The sequence below is a fragment of the Hyphomonas sp. UBA3601 genome (assembly GCF_002375605.1).
Lineage (GTDB): Bacteria > Pseudomonadota > Alphaproteobacteria > Caulobacterales > Hyphomonadaceae > Hyphomonas.
On sequence record NZ_DFME01000144.1, the window covers coordinates 43,616 to 62,033 of the forward strand.

The following is an 18,418-nucleotide window of genomic DNA, read 5'->3' on the forward strand; positions in this document are numbered from 1 at the left end:
AGGCACTGCGTATTGCGCTAGGATCGGTGCATCATGAGCACCAGGTCACCGACAGATTGCATCACCCCTGAACTGACGGAGATGCTAACCTGACGTCAGTAGGAGAGACAAAAATGCACATCCGCTTACTGATTTTATTCGTTCTTGCTTACGCTGCGGCGCACCCGGCCCCCGCCTCCGGAGACAGCCTCAGCAGTCATACTGGCGTTAAAACCGTCAATCTGGACCTGTCGGAAGGAACATGGATGAGCCTGGACGTCAGTCCAGACGGGAAGTTCATTTCGTTCGACCTCCTGAACGATATTTACGTTATGCCAGCATCGGGAGGTAAGGCCGTCGCGATCCATCAAGGTTCCGTGGCGCAACGTAGTCCGCAGTTCAGTGCAGATGGACAGTTTCTGACTTATCTGAGCGACGAAAGTGGTGCCGACAATGTCTGGGTATCGCGTGTCGATGGCAGTGAAGCCCGCCAGATCACGCAGGAATCGCACGCCATGATAGCTGGTCCGGCTTGGGCCGCTGACGGGAAATCCATTGCAGCAGTGAAAACCTATTCGGACATCTTTCGTGTCCGAAACTCTGAAATACACCTCTACAACCTCGATGGCACGTCCGATGAGATCATCGTTTCTCCCCCGCAGAGTGGCAAGGATGTTCAGGAGCCACGTTTTTCGCCCGATGGCCGGTATCTTTATTATACGGAACGTATTGGCGGTGATCACTATGTCTACATGAATACCGGCCTGAAGAACTTCGCCATCAACAAGCTGGATCTGGAGACGGGGAAAAAGCGTCGTGCCATTTCCGGCTTCGGTGGTGCATCGACTCCGCAAGTCTCTCCCGATGGCAATTCAGTGGCTTTCATTCGCCGTCTGGGCGCAAAGACCGTGCTGTTCGTCAAAGACCTGGAAACCGGGTACGAACAGCCAATCTATGATGAACTCGGGCGAGACCTGCACGGAGATTACCTGCCACAGGAACACTACTATCCATCTTTCGACTGGTTTCCGGACAACCGAACAATTGCGATCTGGGCAAAGGGAAAGATTGTTCGCATTGATACGCACTCTGCCTCTGCGGAAGAAATTCCTTTCAGCCTGACCTCGCGGCACGAGCTTCAGCCAGCCATTCGCGTGAAACAGGACCTTGCACCTGAACAAGTCACCATCCGCACGCTGCGGCAGCTGGCACCTCAGCCGAACGGACAGACCATGCTGTTCCGCGCGGTCGGCAAGCTATGGAAAATCAAGATGGACGCGCCAGCCAGACCGGCGCGCCTCACCACCTCCGATGCAGCCGAATCCGACCCTGCCTGGTCTCCGGACGGACAGAAGATTGTCTATACGAATTGGACGGATCAGACCGGCAGTCGGTTGGTCATCCGCAATGCGGCTACGGGAGAGGAAAGGACTATCGTTGAAAGTCGAGGCGTGATCCGAGAACCACGGTTTTCCAACTCTGGAGACTTGATCGCGTATCGCATCATGGAGCCGGATCCGTCGTTCAATGCGGCCGGTCCGGAAACAGGCATCTACATCGTAGATGCGTCCGGAGGAACTTCCAGGTTCCTTTCACCGTCTTCCGGCTTGGTCGGCTTCTCTGCCGATGACAGCCGCTTGTTCCTGTTCGCCGAACCCGCCTTCTACGACCGACGATCCTCCGTTCTGATGAGCGTCAACCTGGACGGCGGCGATCCCCAAGAGCACGCCATCGCTGAGACCGCGGACATACGCAATCTCAGCCTCAGCCCCGATCAGGCCTGGCTGGGCTTCAAGTATCATAATCGCCCCTACGTCATGCCGTTCGACATCCGCGACGAGCCCATTGTTCTGTCGATGGAAGACAACTCCTCAGCCCGTCTCCTCAGCGAGACTGGTGGATATGAGATGAGCTGGTCTGCGGACGCATCCAGACTTTATTGGACCATGGGAGCGGAAATCCTGTCGGTTAAGCCTGCCACCCAGTCAGCTGCGATCCAGTCTACACCCATACAAATGGAGATGCAGACCGACATACCTGAAGGCATTATTGCCTTTGTAGGTGGCAAGATCATTCCGATTGAGGGCGAAGTCATCGAGAACGGCACCGTCATTGTTGAAGGCAATCGCATTACGGCCGTTGGCCCGCATAGCAAGGTCAAGATACCCTGGAACGCGACCCGGATAGACATCAAGGGCAAGACACTGATGCCGGGCCTGTTTGATGCCCACGGCCATATTGAATGCTGTTTCCGCTCTGGCACCATGCCGCAACAGCACCCTACTCGGCTCGCAGCGCTTGCTTATGGCATTACTACGAATTTTGACCCCTACTCCAATGATCTCATGTCATATGAGAGTGGTGAGATGACGCTTACGGGTGACCTGGTAGGGCCGCGCTGGTTGAAGTCGGGCCAGGTAGTGCATGGCCTCGAAGGTCGTACGGACGGAGTTTACCATCCGCTTGCTTCGATCGAGGATGCACGCAATGTCCTCCAACGACGTACCGCGCTTGGGCCATCGATCCTCAAAAGCTACAAACTATCAACTCGGGTGCAACGTCAGCGGTTGCTTCAAGCCGCTCGTGAATACGGATACATGGTTGATGGGGAGGGTGCCGGTCAGTTCTATACCAATATTGGTATGATTATCGACGGGCACACAAATCTCGAACACAACCTCCCCGTGGCCACTTATTACGAGGATCTTCAAAAGCTCATTGCCGCTTCTGATGTGTCGATGACACCAACCTTGATCGTGACTTTCGGGGAGTTGTTTGGCGAGAATTTCATCTATGAGAATGAAGACCCCTGGAAGGAGGACAAGGTCAGGACTTTCATTCCGGATGTGAACAATGCCTATAATCCGATTGCAGGCCCAGGTGGCGCCCCATTGCACGTGCGCTGCATGCATTCGATTCACGTTTCCGATGAAATCTATGATATCGGCTTCCGGTCCGTCGGCAGATCACTCACCAAACTTGCCGAAGCTGGCGCTACTGTAAATGTCGGTTCGCACGGGCAAGCCTCGGGCATCGCCATGCATTGGGAAATGTTGCTGTTTGCTGAAAGCGGCATGGCCCCGCTGGATATATTGCGTGCTGCAACATTAAACGGCGCGAAGACCTATGGACTTGATCACCAGCTCGGCTCCATCAAAGCTGGTAAACTGGCCGACATCATCATCCTGGACAAGGATCCTACCGTCGACATCCGCAATGCGAACAGCGTCCGCTACACGATGGTCAATGGGCGCCTTTATGATGCGCACACAATGAATGAGATCGGCAACTATGACCGTCCCCGGAAGGAATTCTACTGGGAGACTCAACCCACAAACGGAATCGACTGGAAATGGACATGGTCAGGAGACTAGACATGAAATATTCAGCGCTGATCGTAGCAAGTCTCGCACTTATGGCATGCTCCAATAATACCGAAACAAGCGTCAGACCGGACATGGCAACAGTTCAGGCAGCCAGCTTCTTCATGGGCGAAACGGTTGATTATGGGTATGGAGAGATCGACGGCCCACGTCATGAAGTCAGCATTGAGAGTCCGTTTGCTTTCTCTGTCACCGAAGTGACCGTTGGCGACTTTCGATCATTCGTTGAGGATACCGGCTACGTGTCGGAAGGCATCTGCAATATTTATACAGATAACCAGTCCTGGCACATTGCGCCTGATACGAATTGGGAACACCCCGGATTTGCGCAAGACGACGACCACCCCGTGGTCTGCGTCAGTTGGGACGACACGCAAGCTTACACAGCTTGGCTGAGCGAAAAGACGGGTGAGGCCTTTCGGCTGCCTTCGGAGGCCGAATGGGAATACGTGGCTTCAACCGGCGGCATCGAAGGTGATGATGGACATGTCGGTCATGACGAAGCCAATATTGGCCTTGTCGATTGCTGTGGCGGCGTCGTGGAAGGACGCGATCAGTGGATGGAAACCGCGCCCGTCGCCAGCTTCCCGGCAGACCGGTTCGGCATCCACGACATGCGTGGCAATGTGTGGGAGTGGCAAGCAGACTGCCATCAGGAAACCTATGACGGTGCGCCGCTGGATGGCTCTGCGCGCACGACATGCACAACGCTCGGAAAACACGTAATACGCGGCGGCTCTTATGGTGATGCTGGCGACTACTTGTCCCCGCGCTACCGACTACCAGGTCCAAAATCGCAAGGCTATTTCACAGTCGGATTTCGCGTTGCACAGGATGTTGACCAAGCGAGCTAGCAGGTGCGGTTTTCGCACCACACTCTTCCCAAATCGCATCTGTCCGCCATTCAGTTGCATAAGTAATCTATTTTCAAAGCCAGCAATCGAGGATCACCATGCGCATCAAGAGAGACAATTTCCGTGGCCTGCGCGCGATTGGTGCTGCAATCTCCGTTCTCACCTTGGCGGCCTGCGCCACGAGTGCGCTAAACGCTTCCGCAGAACCTGACGGCCAAAGTACCCTTCCAGCCTTGATCAATGATGGCTTCGAGGGAGAAAGTGCTCTGAAGTTTGATTGGCCTATGCTGGAGATCGGTACTGGGCAGTATGAAGATGGGCCGACGGGCCTGACCGTTCTGAAATTTGGCAAGAAGGTAAACGCCGCCGTGGATGCTCGCGGAGGTGGTCCGGGCACTGTGAATGCAGAGTATCTCAAACTTGGCTATACGCAGCCTGAACTGGATGCGATCGTTCTGTCCGGTGGTTCTTGGTACGGCTTGGAGGCCGCCACGGCAGTAAACACCGCACTATTGGATGATGGCTATCGGGGCGGCCATTGGAACAATGTCGGCCTTGTTGTTGGATCAATCATTTATGATTTTGGAGGGCGCCGCTTAAACGAAATCTATCCGGACAAACGCCTCGCGCAACTTGCCTTGCGCGCTGCAAAGCCGGGGGTGTTTCCGAACGGCGCGTTTGGCGCAGGGCGTTCGGCAATGAATGGCGGGATATTCGGGTGCAACGCACGATCCGGACAAGGCAGCGCTTTTCGACAGGTCGGCGACGTAAAGATTGCCGTCTTCACCGTCGTCAACGCATTGGGTGCAGTTACCGACCGGGATGGCAATGTCGTCGCCTGCCATAAAGGGACAAACTGGCCCGAAACCCTGAAAGCTTCCGACCTCATGGGGGCCGCACCTGCCAGTCTGCAGCCGGATTGGAATGGCGATAAGGACACTCAGGAATTTGAGCGGAAGAACACGACGATCAGTGTCGTGGTCACCAATCGCACGATGTCCCCTGCAGAGCTTCAACGCCTCGCTGTTCAAGTTCACACATCCATGGCGCGTGGCATTCAACCCTTTGCAAGTGAATTCGATGGCGATGTCCTGTACGCTGTTTCAACCAATGAAGTTGAAGCTGGGCCGGGCGTGAACCTGCCCAGCATGGAAATTGGTGTGGCCGCATCTGAACTTATGTGGGATGCCATTCTGGCTGCTGTTCCACCCCAACAGGTCACTCAGCCCAAGGCTGACCCCTACCTGGTCATTCCATCTTCGACACTCCGGGAATATGTCGGTACATACAAATTCAGCGATTTCGCATCGCTCACAGTACGTTTGGAAGACGGAAACCTGGTGGCGGAGGCTAGCGGAGCGCGCGACGTGTTTCAGATTACCAAAGCCGGACCACGAAGACTGCTAGCTGCAATGCAGGATGTTTTCACTGTAGACCGCGGCCGCTACCCATTCAGCGTCAAATTCACCGGCGACACCGTGATCGTGAACCCCGGGCGATGGCAACAGATCGGACACCGTGTCGGACACGAGTAGGCCCAACTTCATTCTATCTATCAGGAATTCAGATGACCAAGTATTCTGCCTTTGACTGGGCCGACGCCCTTTCGCTCGCCTCCGATCTGACCGAGGATGAACGCTCGGTGCAACGAACCGCGCACGACTTCGCTGAGAAGCGCCTCCTGCCGGGTATTGTCGAGGCCAATCGCAACGCACAATTCGACCGAGAAATCCTGAGGGACATGGGGTCTCTGGGCCTGCTCGGTCCGACATTGCCTGAAGAGTATGGTGGAGCCGGAGTAAGTCACGTCGCCTACGGATTGGTTTCTCACGAAGTAGAGGCCGTAGACTCCGGCTATCGGTCCGCTCTCAGCGTACAGTCGTCTTTGGTGATACATCCCATTCACGCTTATGGGACCGAAGAACAACGCCAGCGCTGGTTGCCGGGGCTTGTGTCGGGCGAATTGGTCGGGTGTTTTGGGCTCACAGAACCCGACCACGGTTCCGACCCTGGCAATATGTCATGTCGCGCCGTTGCTGTAGAGGGTGGGTATCGCCTGAACGGTGCGAAGATGTGGATCACGAACAGCCCTATTGCTGACGTGCTCGTCGTATGGGCGAAGCTGGATGGCACGATTCGCGGTTTTGTGCTCGAGCGTGGTATGGAGGGCCTTTCCACTCCGGAGATCCAGGGAAAGCTCGCCCTGCGCGCATCAATTACGGGCGAAATCGTCATGGACGACGTGTTCGTGCCGCATGACCATTTGCTCCCGAATGCACAAGGTTTGTCTGGTCCATTCGGATGTCTCAACAAGGCCCGGTTTGGAATTGCTTGGGGAGCACTTGGCGCCGCGCGTAGCTGCTGGATGTCTTCGCGCTTATACACAATGGATCGGAACCAGTTCGGGCAACCACTTGCGGCGAACCAACTCATTCAAAAGAAACTGGCCGATATGCAAACGGAAATCTCGATAGGACTCCAAGCATGCCTAAAGGTCGGGCGACTGTTCGAAACCAACTCTGCCAAGCCCGAAATGATTTCCTTGATCAAACGAAACAGTACCGGAAAAGCCCTTGATATCGCGCGGGCAGCACGCGACATGCATGGTGGCAACGGTGTATCGGACGAATTCCATGTGATGCGCCACATGTGCAACCTCGAAGCGGTCAACACGTACGAGGGCACCCACGACGTTCATGCATTGATCCTTGGCCGGGCACAAACCGGAATTGCGGCGTTCAATTGATATGGCGTACGCACTTGACGGTTTGCGAGTTCTGGACCTGAGCAGAGTTCTTGCCGGGCCATGGGCGACCCAGCTCCTGGGAGACCTGGGAGCTGAAATCATCAAGATCGAGCATCCAGTCCGTGGGGATGACACACGAAGCTGGGGGCCGCCTTTTCAATTCGGTGAGGATGGCGATACCCGTGAAGCCTCATACTTTTTAAGTGCCAATCGCAACAAGAAATCGGTCTGTGTCGACATTTCGACGGAGGCCGGCCAGAGTGTAATTCGTGAGCTGTCGGCTTCAAGCGACGTCCTCGTCGAAAACTTCAAGACGGGTACGTTGGAAAAGTACGGATTGGATGCCGCCTCTCTCAGACTTATCAACCCCCGTCTTATCTATTGCTCCATAACAGGCTTTGGCCACACGGGCCCCTATGCCGACCAGCCAGGATACGACCTGTTGATTCAGGCAATGGGCGGTCTGATGAGCGTCACGGGCGTTCCAGATGATGAGCCGGGAGGCGGACCGCTGAAGGTCGGTGTCGCATTGGTCGATATCGTGACTGGTCTTTATGCAGCCAATGCCATTCAGGCGGCACTTCTGCATCGGGAGCGGACGGGCCAAGGGCAGATTATCGATATCTCGCTGCTTGATTGCCTCGTCGCCGCAATGGCCAATCAGTCACAGGGGTTTCTCTCAACAGGAGAAAATCCGGAACGGATGGGTAATGCTCATCCAAGTATTGTACCCTATGACGTGTTCAGTACCCTCGACGGACACATTGTCCTGGCGGTCGGAAACGATCTTCAGTTTATCGACCTTTGCGAACGAATTGGATGTGCCGAATTGCTCCGCGACCATCGATTCGCAACCAATGGTGCACGCGTGGCCAACCGGATATCCCTGACCTCCCTATTGACTGAAAAGTTGCGAACGCGGTCAACCGAACACTGGATGAACCTGCTACAGAACAGCAAAGTTCCAGCAGGACCTGTCAACAGGATGTCTGATGTGTTTGAAAACGCTCAAGTTCGGGCGCGGGGCTCAAGCATCACTTTGCCACACCCTACCCTCGGAACCGTGCCCGGAATCGCTTGCCCAATCCGGCTCAGCCACACACCCGTAACATATAGATCTGCTGCACCGACCCTTGGACAAGACACGCTCAACGTGTTGACCACTGTGCTTGGTTATTCTCCGGATACAGTTGAACGACTGCGTTCGGAAGGCCAGGTTGGTGCTCGAACGGCGGTTGTCACACCCCGCTGACAGGCGAAGCAATACTCGTTTGAGGCGATCTCAGTTTTGCAACGCTTCAGAGCATTCAAAACTGGTCTCTGTCCCAGCCAAGCCACCAGAGGTGCGTATTCCGCACCATGCAATTCACTTTTAGCATCTGCACAAATTTTTGTTTGTCCGTCTTACTCGAAGGCAATGTAGCAAAAGCGAGCGGGAGAACACATGAAACGTAAATATCTTTGGACATCGGGGAGCGCTATTATTGCGCTGATGCATGCGGCGAGCGCGCATGCTCAAACAGCTGACGCTCCGGCCGATGATGCAGAACTGGTGCAGTCTGCCATTATGGTAACAGCCCAGAAACGGGAACAACGTCTGATCGACGTTCCAATGGCCATCGAGTCCATCTCTGGGGATGAACTGGCAAAATTGGGCGTAGCAAGCGTGCAGGACTTGTCCTTTAGCGTACCTGGACTGACCATGCGGGAAGATGGTCCGGGCAGCTACACAATATTCATCCGTGGACTGGCGAACCAGTCAGGATCTGGCGCCCTCGTCGGCATGTACATGGACGAGGCACCTCTTTCACTCAGCGGCTATGACCAACTCAGCCCTGTGGCCCTCGATCTTGAACGTGTGGAAGTCCTCAAGGGGCCTCAAGGCACACTCTACGGCCAAGGGGCCGCTGGGGGTGTCATTCGCTACATCACGGCCGATCCTGTGCTCGATCAGGTCGAAGGCAAGGTCAAAGGTGAACTCTACACCGTCTCTGAAGGTGAGATCGGCCAAAAGGGCGAATTCATCTTCAACACACCGATCATCGAAGACAAACTCGCTGTCCGTCTGGCAGTAGGGGTCGAAAATGGCGGTGGCTGGATCGACCAACCAGAGGCAGGCATTGAGGATGGCAATGGCACCGAACTCCTGAACGCTCGCGGTAAAATCCTCTGGGTGCCTACGGAAAACTTTTCGGCCAAGGCGATGGTCCAGATCCAGCGCGCAGAAACTGAACTCGGCATGGGGTATGAAGAAGCTGATCGTACGGTCGATGTGGGCCCTGACCGCAGCAAGGTGATGATTCCGAAGAAATTCGACTTCAACATTTACAATCTGGAACTGTCCTATGATTTCGGCTTTGCGGAACTGACCTCCTCAACTACGCAGATCGACCATGACCACCAGTACCCGTTCTCGTATATCGCGCGCGAAGGAAATTACTCGTACGGATTTGTTGAAGGGAATGATGATCGCTTTGTAGAAGCTGAACAGTTTTCTCAGGAAGTTCGGCTTTCGGATGCATCAGACCACTACGCCTGGACGGTCGGCGCATACTATAGCGACGGCGAACGCTCCCTGACAGCGGACTATGAATACGCATACGCACCTGGCGGCGACCTGTATCAAGGTGGCGGCGTTCTGTATGACGATCTGTTCTACTATTCCGCTTCGTCGTCCGAAGCATACTCTCTGTTTGCGGACGGCTCATTCGATGTAACGGAAAAGCTGACCCTCGGCGCCGGCATGCGCTATTTCCACGATGAGCAGACCAGCCTGATTGAATATGCGCCCGGCACGGGCACGGAACTGGCAGATACATTCCAGTCGTTGGACCCACGTGCCTACATGACCTACCAGTATGATGAAGACGCGACGATCTATGCGAGTGCAGGATCGGGATTCAGAAGCGGCGGCTTCAACTCCGCGCCATTCGATCCGTATGAGCCAGAAAACATTCTTACATATGAAATCGGCACGAAAGGAAATACTCGCAACTTCCAGTATGATGTTGCGGCCTTCTTCACCGAGTACAAGGATATGGTTCGCCGTCGATTGACCGAGGTGAATGGAGCGTTCCTCGGAGAATCCAGCAATATCGGCAAGGTGGAAGTTAAAGGCATCGAGGCCGGCCTTGCATATCAACCCATGTCCGGTCTCACCCTTTCGGCCAACGCCTCATATCTCGACAGCGAGATCGTGGAAACAGCGGATACCGACCAGGTGAACCAGGTTGGTGATCCAACCGACTACACTCCGGAATTGAGCTATACACTGGGCGTCAATTATGACTTCGACCTGACGCCTGACAATCCGGCATTCGTCAGGGTCGATTTCAACCATAGGGACAAAGTCACCTATATCGACCGGTCAAGCTTCGTGGCCTCCGCGCTTCCGCAAAGTTCAGACGCCCTGAACCTGCTAAACGCGCGCGCAGGTGTCGTCGTCGGCAACTTCGATCTCGAGATTTTCGCCACAAATCTCACCGACGAAAACAAATCCATTGACCCCTACCAGGGCTGGGCCAACGCAAACCGCACGCGTCCCCGTGTTGTCGGCGTCAGCGCTGCTTATAATTTCTAGAGGCAATGGGAATGAGATGATCTGGAAACTCTGGTAGACTCCCGATCATCTCACCTCCACCCCGTAACTGGCCCGATCTTCTATGGAGGTCGGGCCTTTTTGATTGCGCATGAAGGAATGCGACCAAGTTACAAAAAAATGTGTGCCGACGGATTGCCGGCACACAATTCTGGCGAATAGGGGTGTAGAGGAGTCTTTCGCAGGCCTCAGCCCGGCAAACACATATCAACCTCATTGCGATATACGCGACCCGCGTCTTCTTCTCCGTAATCTTCAGCATTGCCGGACACTTCGCCGCCACAGATCAGGATAACGCTTTCGCCAGATGCACGGGCACCAAAGGGTGAATTGTCCTGCAAGGTGGTCTCGCGGCTTATGATCCTGGCCGTGTCCTCAGTGTAGAGGCCATCATCCTGATTACCCTTGATCAAGCTGTTTTCTACTCTTGCAGACGACGCGCCATAAGCAGCAACCGCTGCAGATTCGCTGGCGATAATTTCACTGTCTATCAGGTCTATCGCTGCAGTCTCCTCAAGCCAGACGCCGAGATGGGACTTGTTGATAGTCAAATTGCGCGCAACAATCCGACCTGCTTCGCGACCCGTCAGCGCCATCTTGGCAACGCCTTCGATTACAACCCCGTCCAAGCTCACATCACTGTTGATGGTGAAAATACCATGCCCATCATATATATCATCTTCAGCGACTGCATAGTGGAATCCAGAAATGGTCAGGCCTGAGATCTGAACAGTTGAGTCCTCAATTACGATCGCGCTCAAGGGAAAACCTGCGCTGCCAACGAGCCTTGCCCCGTGCTCCGCCTCAATGCTCAGCTTTCGATCCCGAACGACCACCGCTCCGCGTACATGGAGATCCTGAAACGGAACATCCCGGTAGGATGTCGGCGTGTATGTCCCGGTCTTAATCAGAATTCGACGATCTGAGGTGGATTGATCAATGGCCTCCTGCAGCCCAACCAATCCGAAATAATCGCAACTATCGACAGGATCCCTCTGTGAACAGATTTGTACGACAGTGGTTTCGTCATCCTTGAACTGGCCAGTCGTCGCGCAGGCGATCACCGCAAGCACAGCCGGAAACGAAACAGTCTTAAGAAGTCGAGCGAGCATTAGAGTGCCTCCTGCTGGAAAGGTGCCTTGGGACTGGCGGACAAATCCCTGTCAAGACGCATCAATCGACTGAGGACGGGTCTCAACACAACCAGGAGTACTGCCGCCGACCCTACGATCGCGGCATGCATCAGCCAAAATTCGGAGGCCGACATCACTTCATAAAAGCGGGCGAGCCAACCGCTGAACAGTCCACCGACAAATATGGCCAGATAGTAGGATCCCACCATCATGGAGTTCACCGAATCCGGAGCAGCGCGAGACGTCAGCGCCAGCGCAATTGGTCCAACATACAAAAACCCGACGGCGCAGACAAAATGGAAGATAATGGGCCAGATCAAAGCGACGGAACCCCCGGCAGATAACACGCCTCCCAACCCGAGCAGTGCAAACGCAATTGCGAACACAGCGCAGCCAAGGGCAAGCTTGATCAGATCTCCTGGCTCTGCATTCCGACGAGACTGGTGGCGCCAATACCACAGCACCAGAGGCGCAAGCAGGAGAACCGCCAACGAGTCGAGAGACTGGAACCATGTCACCGGAACCTCCATTCCGAAGACGGTACGATCCACATCTGATCTCAACCATAATGGATAGGCATTCCAAACTTGCGATTGCGCCGTCCAATACAAGGAAGTGAGGCCCAGCATCACAAGGATTGCCAGAATAACAACGCCGTCGCCCTTTTCCAGCTTCGGACGATCCTTACTCTCCACAACCGTATCCAACGGCAGATAGTTTCGGCCGGACAGGTAAACAGCGAGGCCAATCAACATGCCTATTCCGGCGGCGCCGAAACCATAATGCCATCCATACACCTCGCCCAGCGTGCCGCATATCAAGGGTGCGATAAAGGCACCGACATTTATGCTGAAAACATAGATGGAATAGCCGGAATCCCTTCTCTGGTCAGACTTCTTGTAGAGACCGCCAACCTGAGCCGCGAGATTTCCCTTCAGGAGCCCCGATCCGAGTATCAGGGCGGCCAATGCCAAGAGAAAACTTGCCTCAAACGCCATGAGGAAATGGCCAACCGCCATGAACAAGGCCCCGGCAAGAACGGCCTTTGTCCGGCCCAGAAGCCGGTCTCCAATCAGCCCGCCAAGAACAGGTGCAAAATAGACGAGGCCCACATAAGCCCCAAATACCTGGGATGCCAATGCTTGTATGCTCAGTGGCCCGAAGACCGCCTCAAACAAGCTCCGAAAGGGCTCGAATGCCGCAACATTCCCAGAATTCTCCGGCAGGAAAAGGTATGTCGCCATATACAGGATCAACAATGCCTGCATGCCATAGAAGGAAAACCGCTCCCACGCCTCAGTGAACACGATATAGGCCAGCCCCCTGGGGTGACCGAAGAACACCGCATCGTCTGCGCCTTTGGCATTCACGTCCGCCACATCCGAAGCTCCGGAGGTTTTTGGTAGATCACTCATCAAAATGGTCTTTCATTGGATAACTGTGACAAAGCGCTCAGTGCTCGCCCCAGGCGGGCTTCCAGTTGATATGTTTGGGCACATCATTGACTTCCCAGTAGAACGGTCGCCGTGGACGATCATGATTTCCAATTTCGTTCATGGTCACAGAATCATAGAGACGACCATTCACCATTGTTCGCGAGACCGTTTCGGTATTCCGGATATCCGTCAGCGGATTTTCATCAAGAACGATAATGTCGGCGAGCTTTCCGGCCTTGATTGAACCGATTTGCTCCTCAAGTCCCAACGTCGTGGCGCCGTTGATCGTAGCAGCCTTGAGAACATCAAGATTGCTCATCCCGCCCTCTGAAAGCAATTGAAGTTCCCAATGCATGGCGAGCCCGTAGACTTGGCCATGCGATCCGGCATTCACCCGGCCACCGGCATCGTTCAACGCCTTCATGGAACGCGCAGCCGCGCGGAACCCCAAGTCCCAAATCTCGTCCGCTGCCTGTATATTTGTCATGCCGCGAACATAAGGTGGCGCCCCGACCGGGACTGCCAATGGGCTGTAAGAACTCGTCGTCGTCTGAACATAGGCATCCACCCGCGGGTCTTCCCAAAGCCGAGACGAATTGTAGAGATAGTTTTCCCCCATCAACTCCCCGAAGAGCACGATCAGAGTGGGTGTGTGCGCCACATCAGATTTCGCCATCAACTGGATAAAATCATCATAGAGCGTCTCAACTGGTACGTTGTGTTGAAGGTTCAGATTGCCGTCCAGAATGGCCGTAATGCCATTGAAAAAGTGGCTCTCTCCCTCAACGTCCACCATGATGCCTTTTTCGCGTCCTGCCTTTACCAGCATTTGTCGTTGCTTGCGCTGGATCTGTCGGTAGCTTTTGATTATTGTCCCCCCCAATGCGTTCTTACGGTCCATCACCGCTACGGCATCTGCATAGGTCTCGATCGGAACATAGACCGGGTCATATTTACGCTTGCGGCCGAAAATAACACTCCCGACCGCAATGGTGCGGGGGCCCACCATCGCACCAGTCTGGGTCATCTCGGTAACTCCGTAGGTCGGAAGCTCCGATGTATAGGGATCGTAGTTCGTGGTAATTCCGAAAGAGAGTGCTGCGTAGCGAGATGCTTGCTGCTGCGGCAACAGCCCTGCCGACGCATAGTAACATCCATCCAGATGTCCATGCATGTCCACCAGGCCCGGCATCAAGGTTTTTCCGGTCGCATCAATCACATGTGCATCGTTGGGAACGCCGACGTCGGCGGTAGGTCCGACCGCAACGATCCGGTTTCCGTCCACAACAAGTGTGCCGTGTTCGATGATACCGCCCTGATCCAGGGTAATAATCCGGCCACCTACGAAAGCGGTCTTGCCGATGGGGCGGTCCACAGGAACGCGCAAATCCACCCTGGCAAACAGAGTGGGATCGGCGCCATCCGCGTTCACCGAGGCTCGGTACACATCAGGACCAAACGCCCAAAATACGCTTTCTGAGTCCCGAGCCCAGATCAGCTCATACCCTCCCGCATCTGTCAGTCGCGTGCCGCTATCAGCATCGAACACACCGCCCTCTACGGCCGGGTCAAAGGATGCCACGTAATACGTTTGATAGTGCCGATAAGCGATCCAGTTCAGATCCGGGCTAAGCTTCAACTCACTCGTGTCTGAATCCTTTGTTCGCAGGTGCACTTCATGGCCATCCCCATTGATCGACACGCTTTCGAGTGTCGTAACGAGCGTCTCGTCGATATAAGCCTCTGTCGTGAAGTACACACGCTCTCCATCGGGAGAGAATCTCGGATTGCTACCGACGACGCCCAATGGGGTTGCTTCGCCTCCCTCGGCAGGAATCCAGTAAATCCCAGGGTCCGCCAAGTGACCGCCGAGACAATCGTCGCCCGATGCAATCTGGAACATGATCACCGATCCGTCCGGCGAAAATGAAGGTTCACGCACAATGCCGGTAGACTTGAACAGTGTGGACACTTTTCCAGTGTCGGATTTCACCTTCAGGGTCCCGCCCAATACGTCATCCCACTCGATGAACGCGATGGTTCGACCATCGGGTGAAAAGGCTGGCTCCGATTGCGAAGCTTCCGTCGTCGATAAGTGTTCCGGCGTGTTGTTGGAAATATCCTGTCGCCATATGCGTCCGAGCGCGCTGAACGCAAGCATCTGCTCGTCCGGCGAAAGGGCCAGTCGCGAAATCGCCTTTACACGTAACGTATCCGGATCGAGGTCTTGTGTGAATCGCGCCGGCTCGATCAAACGATGCCTAGCCGTCAGGGAGAATGGAATCTCATTCGCGCGCCCACTGTCCATATCGACGCGCATGATTTTTCCGCCTGCCCATATCGCGATTGCCTTGCCGTCGGGAAACCAGGAAAATCGGGGGTAATATGTGCCCTGCCCCAGAAAATCAGCCTGCCCATCCCGGTCCAATCCATCAAACACCGGTATCTGGGCGCGTGTCGCAAAATCGTACGTGAACAGCATTGTTTGATCTTTGACCCGGCGGACAAAGGCCATTTTACTGCCGTCAGGCGACATGGACGGAGTCATGGCGCCACCAAAACCGCCCACCACGGTTTTGATCTCGCCGGTTTCAAGACTTTTCCGACGAATGGCAAAATTCTTGTGGTTGGCATCCACATATACAGTGGACGCATGCGGCGGGGTCATTTTCTCGACGAAGTACAGGAACTGACCATCAGGTGAATAGACGGCATCATGCACGTTTTCGCCATTCTCTGGCATCGGGACGATCTGTTCTGCCTCACCCCCACTAGCAGGATAGGTTACCAATTCAGAGGAATGGAGCCGGTTCGCCGTATCGAACATGCGGGCCGCAACAATGGTTCGGCCATCCGCACTCCAGGATGGATCGACCAATGCAAGCGTGCTCTCGGACGAGACCTGAACGGGGTTGCTGCCGTCTGGGTCCGACGTCCAGATATTATCGGACCCGTCGACATCACTGATGTACGCAATGCGTGCACCATCCGGACTGAATACCGGCGAATGCTGAATGGCAGGCCCGCCATGCACCAATTCAGCGGCACCGCCCGCTGCTGGCATTGAGTAAATGTCTCCCAACACGTCGAACACGATCGTGTCGCCAACCGGACTGACAGCAACACTTATCCAGGTTCCTTCTGTCAGGGAGAGTTCGACCTCCTGATAAGGCTGCCCAGTTTGGGTAATATCCCATTCCTGCGCGTTGGATGTACATCCAGTTGACAAAGCCAGGCCCAACAGTCCGGCAGCTATAGTCGTCACTCTCATGAATGCCTTCTCCCCTCTGTGTTGCAGCGCTCAAGCCAGTAGAATGCGCGTTCGCCGGTCCGGCGGGTAGGCTTTCCTGCAGCTTCGACTTGACCATGTCGAGACCGCATCGGCGAAGGGGCCTACGACGCATGAAGAGGTGCGCCAAGCGCACCACTGGTCGCGCACTTCGCATCTGTCACGCGCTCCGAATTCTTTGCGATACATGAGACTGGCAATTTTTCGCTCTTTGGTACTGGAGGTTTCATGCGTTTTCCGAGAGTCCGGTCCATCCACAAATATGTCAGCCTCAGCTTCCTCGCTTTGTGGGCACTCCAGGCCGCATCCGGCCTGGCGATTAGCTTTCGAGCCGATATCGATGATTTCTTCCTCGGGCAGAAGAGCGTTCAAACCGAAACTGCCGCCCTGGCCAAAACGATCGAGACGCTTCAATCGGAAGGCGACGAAATCTCGTCAATCTGGATATCCGGTGGTCGGGACGGTCAATATGATGTCTATTTGGACCGCGATGGTGAAAGCCGCACAGTGCGAATTGACGGTAGCGGCGCACGCATCCGTGATCGGTCCGACGCCAATCGGTTTTCAGACGGCGCTATCTTCGAAACCCTGACGCAATTTCACAAATCGCTGATGTTGGGCTCAACGGGATACCTCTTCCTCACGATCTCCGGTCTCCTTCTGATATCAAATATCAGCCTTGGGCTGGTGGCTGGATGGTCTCAACGCAAACGCCTTAGAGCGTTTACAAAAGCCTCCTCCGTCCCGGCAGCTGCGGCATTGTCAGGCTGGCATTGGCGCGTGGGATTTTGGGGGGCAATTCCAGCGCTCTGCGTCATATTGGCGGGCACTGCCCTCACCCAGTCTGATCTGCTGGCAAATGGGCTGAGCGTGGAACAGAAAACCCCTGAAAGTCAGAAGCCCGCTCCAACGCACATCGTGGACTTAGGCACCGCGATGGATGTTGCACTCGGCGAGTATCCCGGATCTTCTCTCGTCGCGATCAATTTGCCCTCCGAAAACCGGCAATGGTACAAGTTTCGCCTGAAGGCACCCGGAGAAATGCCGAGCCTCTATGGTGCAACCCGCGTATTCGTCGGATTGGACGGCACGGTTCTGCTGGACCATGATGCTGCCAACAGCGCTCCGGAAGAGCGTGTAATTGAATCTCTTTACCCACTCCACACCGGACAGATAGGTGGACTGTTCGGGCGACTCATAAATGCCGCCGCCGGCATCTGGTTGTTGTTCATGATCGCTTTGGGCGTACAACTTTGGTTAGCCCGTCGTCGCGGGCAAGGCGCAACGAAATCGCCACCCGGTGGTGAATAAGTGACACGCCAAGAAATCAGGCGCGACAAACACATGGTCCCACTGGAATCAGCGCAAAGCTTGACTTACGAACCCGCCGGAAGGTCAATCCCGCGACAAACACACCATGATAGGGAAACCAGAATGGCCGACCGTAAGGACGACCTGATCAAGACCGGGCAACAGCCCCCACTCAGAAAAGCGCTTCCACCATTTGAAGGATTGCGGGCGTTCGACGCCATCGCCCGGCTCGGCGGCGTTCGAAAAGCGGCAAAATGGCTGGACCGGGACCATGCAGTTCTGAGCCGACATTTGCGGGCTCTTGAGGAATGGGTCGGAATAACCCTCGTGGAACGCGTTCCGACGGGCCTGATCCTGACCGAAGCTGGCAAGGACTATCATCGCTCAATTGCTCAAGCCCTTGATATGGTGGCGCACGCCACACTGGACCTGCTCAATCAGGGCATCCATCACCAGCTTCTGATATGGAGTACGCCCGGATTTGCACAGCAATGGCTGTCGCGCCGTTTGGCATCGCTTGAGCGCGCAAACCAAGGTGTGGAAATCGAGCTCAAGCCGTCCGTCAGTGCTCCGGACTTTCTCTCCCATGAGGCCACTGCTGATATTCGCTACTGGGCATCCTACGAAGATCTTGATGAGCTTCCGTCCCACCTGAGAAGCCAGGTGATCGCACAATCTCCTATCATTCC

11 protein-coding genes are annotated in these 18,418 nt (G+C 55.0%); 8 read left to right on the forward strand and 3 right to left on the reverse strand.

Features of this window, described 5'->3' with window-relative positions; genetic code table 11:
• The first annotated feature begins 113 nt into the window (after positions 1-113).
• The 6 genes from B4F73_RS16300 to B4F73_RS16325 all read left to right on the forward strand — a co-directional run bounded on the left by B4F73_RS16300 (position 114) and on the right by B4F73_RS16325 (position 10,542).
• Positions 114-3,353 (forward strand): amidohydrolase family protein, encoded by a 3,240-nt coding sequence (locus tag B4F73_RS16300; protein WP_290483790.1) that lies wholly within the window; start codon positions 114-116, stop codon positions 3,351-3,353.
• 2 nt (positions 3,354-3,355) lie between these two features.
• A complete protein-coding gene (locus B4F73_RS16305; RefSeq protein ID WP_290483791.1) occupies positions 3,356-4,216 on the forward strand; it encodes a formylglycine-generating enzyme family protein in 861 nt (286 codons plus the stop codon).
• 98 nt (positions 4,217-4,314) lie between these two features.
• On the forward strand, positions 4,315-5,751 hold the full coding sequence (locus B4F73_RS16310; protein ID WP_290483792.1) for a P1 family peptidase: 1,437 nt from the start codon (positions 4,315-4,317) through the stop codon (positions 5,749-5,751).
• 32 nt (positions 5,752-5,783) lie between these two features.
• The gene (locus B4F73_RS16315; protein WP_290483793.1) at positions 5,784-6,962 is read left to right on the forward strand and encodes an acyl-CoA dehydrogenase; all 1,179 of its coding nucleotides are present in this window, start codon (positions 5,784-5,786) and stop codon (positions 6,960-6,962) included.
• Position 6,963: 1 nt separating this feature from the next.
• Positions 6,964-8,214, forward strand: a complete 1,251-nt coding sequence (locus tag B4F73_RS16320) for a CaiB/BaiF CoA transferase family protein (RefSeq protein ID WP_290479501.1) — start codon at positions 6,964-6,966, stop codon at positions 8,212-8,214.
• Positions 8,215-8,406: 192 nt separating this feature from the next.
• Positions 8,407-10,542 (forward strand): TonB-dependent receptor, encoded by a 2,136-nt coding sequence (locus B4F73_RS16325; protein WP_290483794.1) that lies wholly within the window; start codon positions 8,407-8,409, stop codon positions 10,540-10,542.
• Positions 10,543-10,748: 206 nt separating this feature from the next.
• On the opposite strand, the gene B4F73_RS16330 is transcribed toward B4F73_RS16325, so the two are convergent.
• Genes B4F73_RS16330 through B4F73_RS16340 form a run of 3 tightly spaced genes read right to left on the reverse strand, consistent with a single transcriptional unit; the run spans position 10,749 to position 16,400 of the window.
• Positions 10,749-11,672, reverse strand: coding sequence for a right-handed parallel beta-helix repeat-containing protein (locus B4F73_RS16330; protein ID WP_290483795.1), 924 nt, complete (start codon positions 11,670-11,672; stop codon positions 10,749-10,751).
• Positions 11,672-13,108, reverse strand: coding sequence for a peptide MFS transporter (locus B4F73_RS16335; protein WP_290483796.1), 1,437 nt, complete (start codon positions 13,106-13,108; stop codon positions 11,672-11,674). The genes B4F73_RS16330 and B4F73_RS16335 overlap by 1 nt, the downstream gene beginning before the upstream one ends.
• Before the next feature lie 37 nt (positions 13,109-13,145).
• Positions 13,146-16,400: an amidohydrolase family protein gene (locus tag B4F73_RS16340; RefSeq protein WP_290483797.1), complete on the reverse strand. Its 3,255-nt coding sequence runs from the start codon at positions 16,398-16,400 to the stop codon at positions 13,146-13,148.
• Between the two features lie 246 nt (positions 16,401-16,646).
• Here B4F73_RS16340 and B4F73_RS16345 point away from each other — a divergent pair, with 246 nt between their 5' ends.
• Both B4F73_RS16345 and B4F73_RS16350 read left to right on the forward strand, forming a co-directional pair.
• Positions 16,647-17,729: a PepSY-associated TM helix domain-containing protein gene (locus B4F73_RS16345; protein ID WP_290483798.1), complete on the forward strand. Its 1,083-nt coding sequence runs from the start codon at positions 16,647-16,649 to the stop codon at positions 17,727-17,729.
• 123 nt (positions 17,730-17,852) lie between these two features.
• Positions 17,853-18,418 (forward strand): LysR family transcriptional regulator (locus B4F73_RS16350; RefSeq protein ID WP_290483799.1); only part of this gene is annotated, 566 nt, incomplete at its 3' end.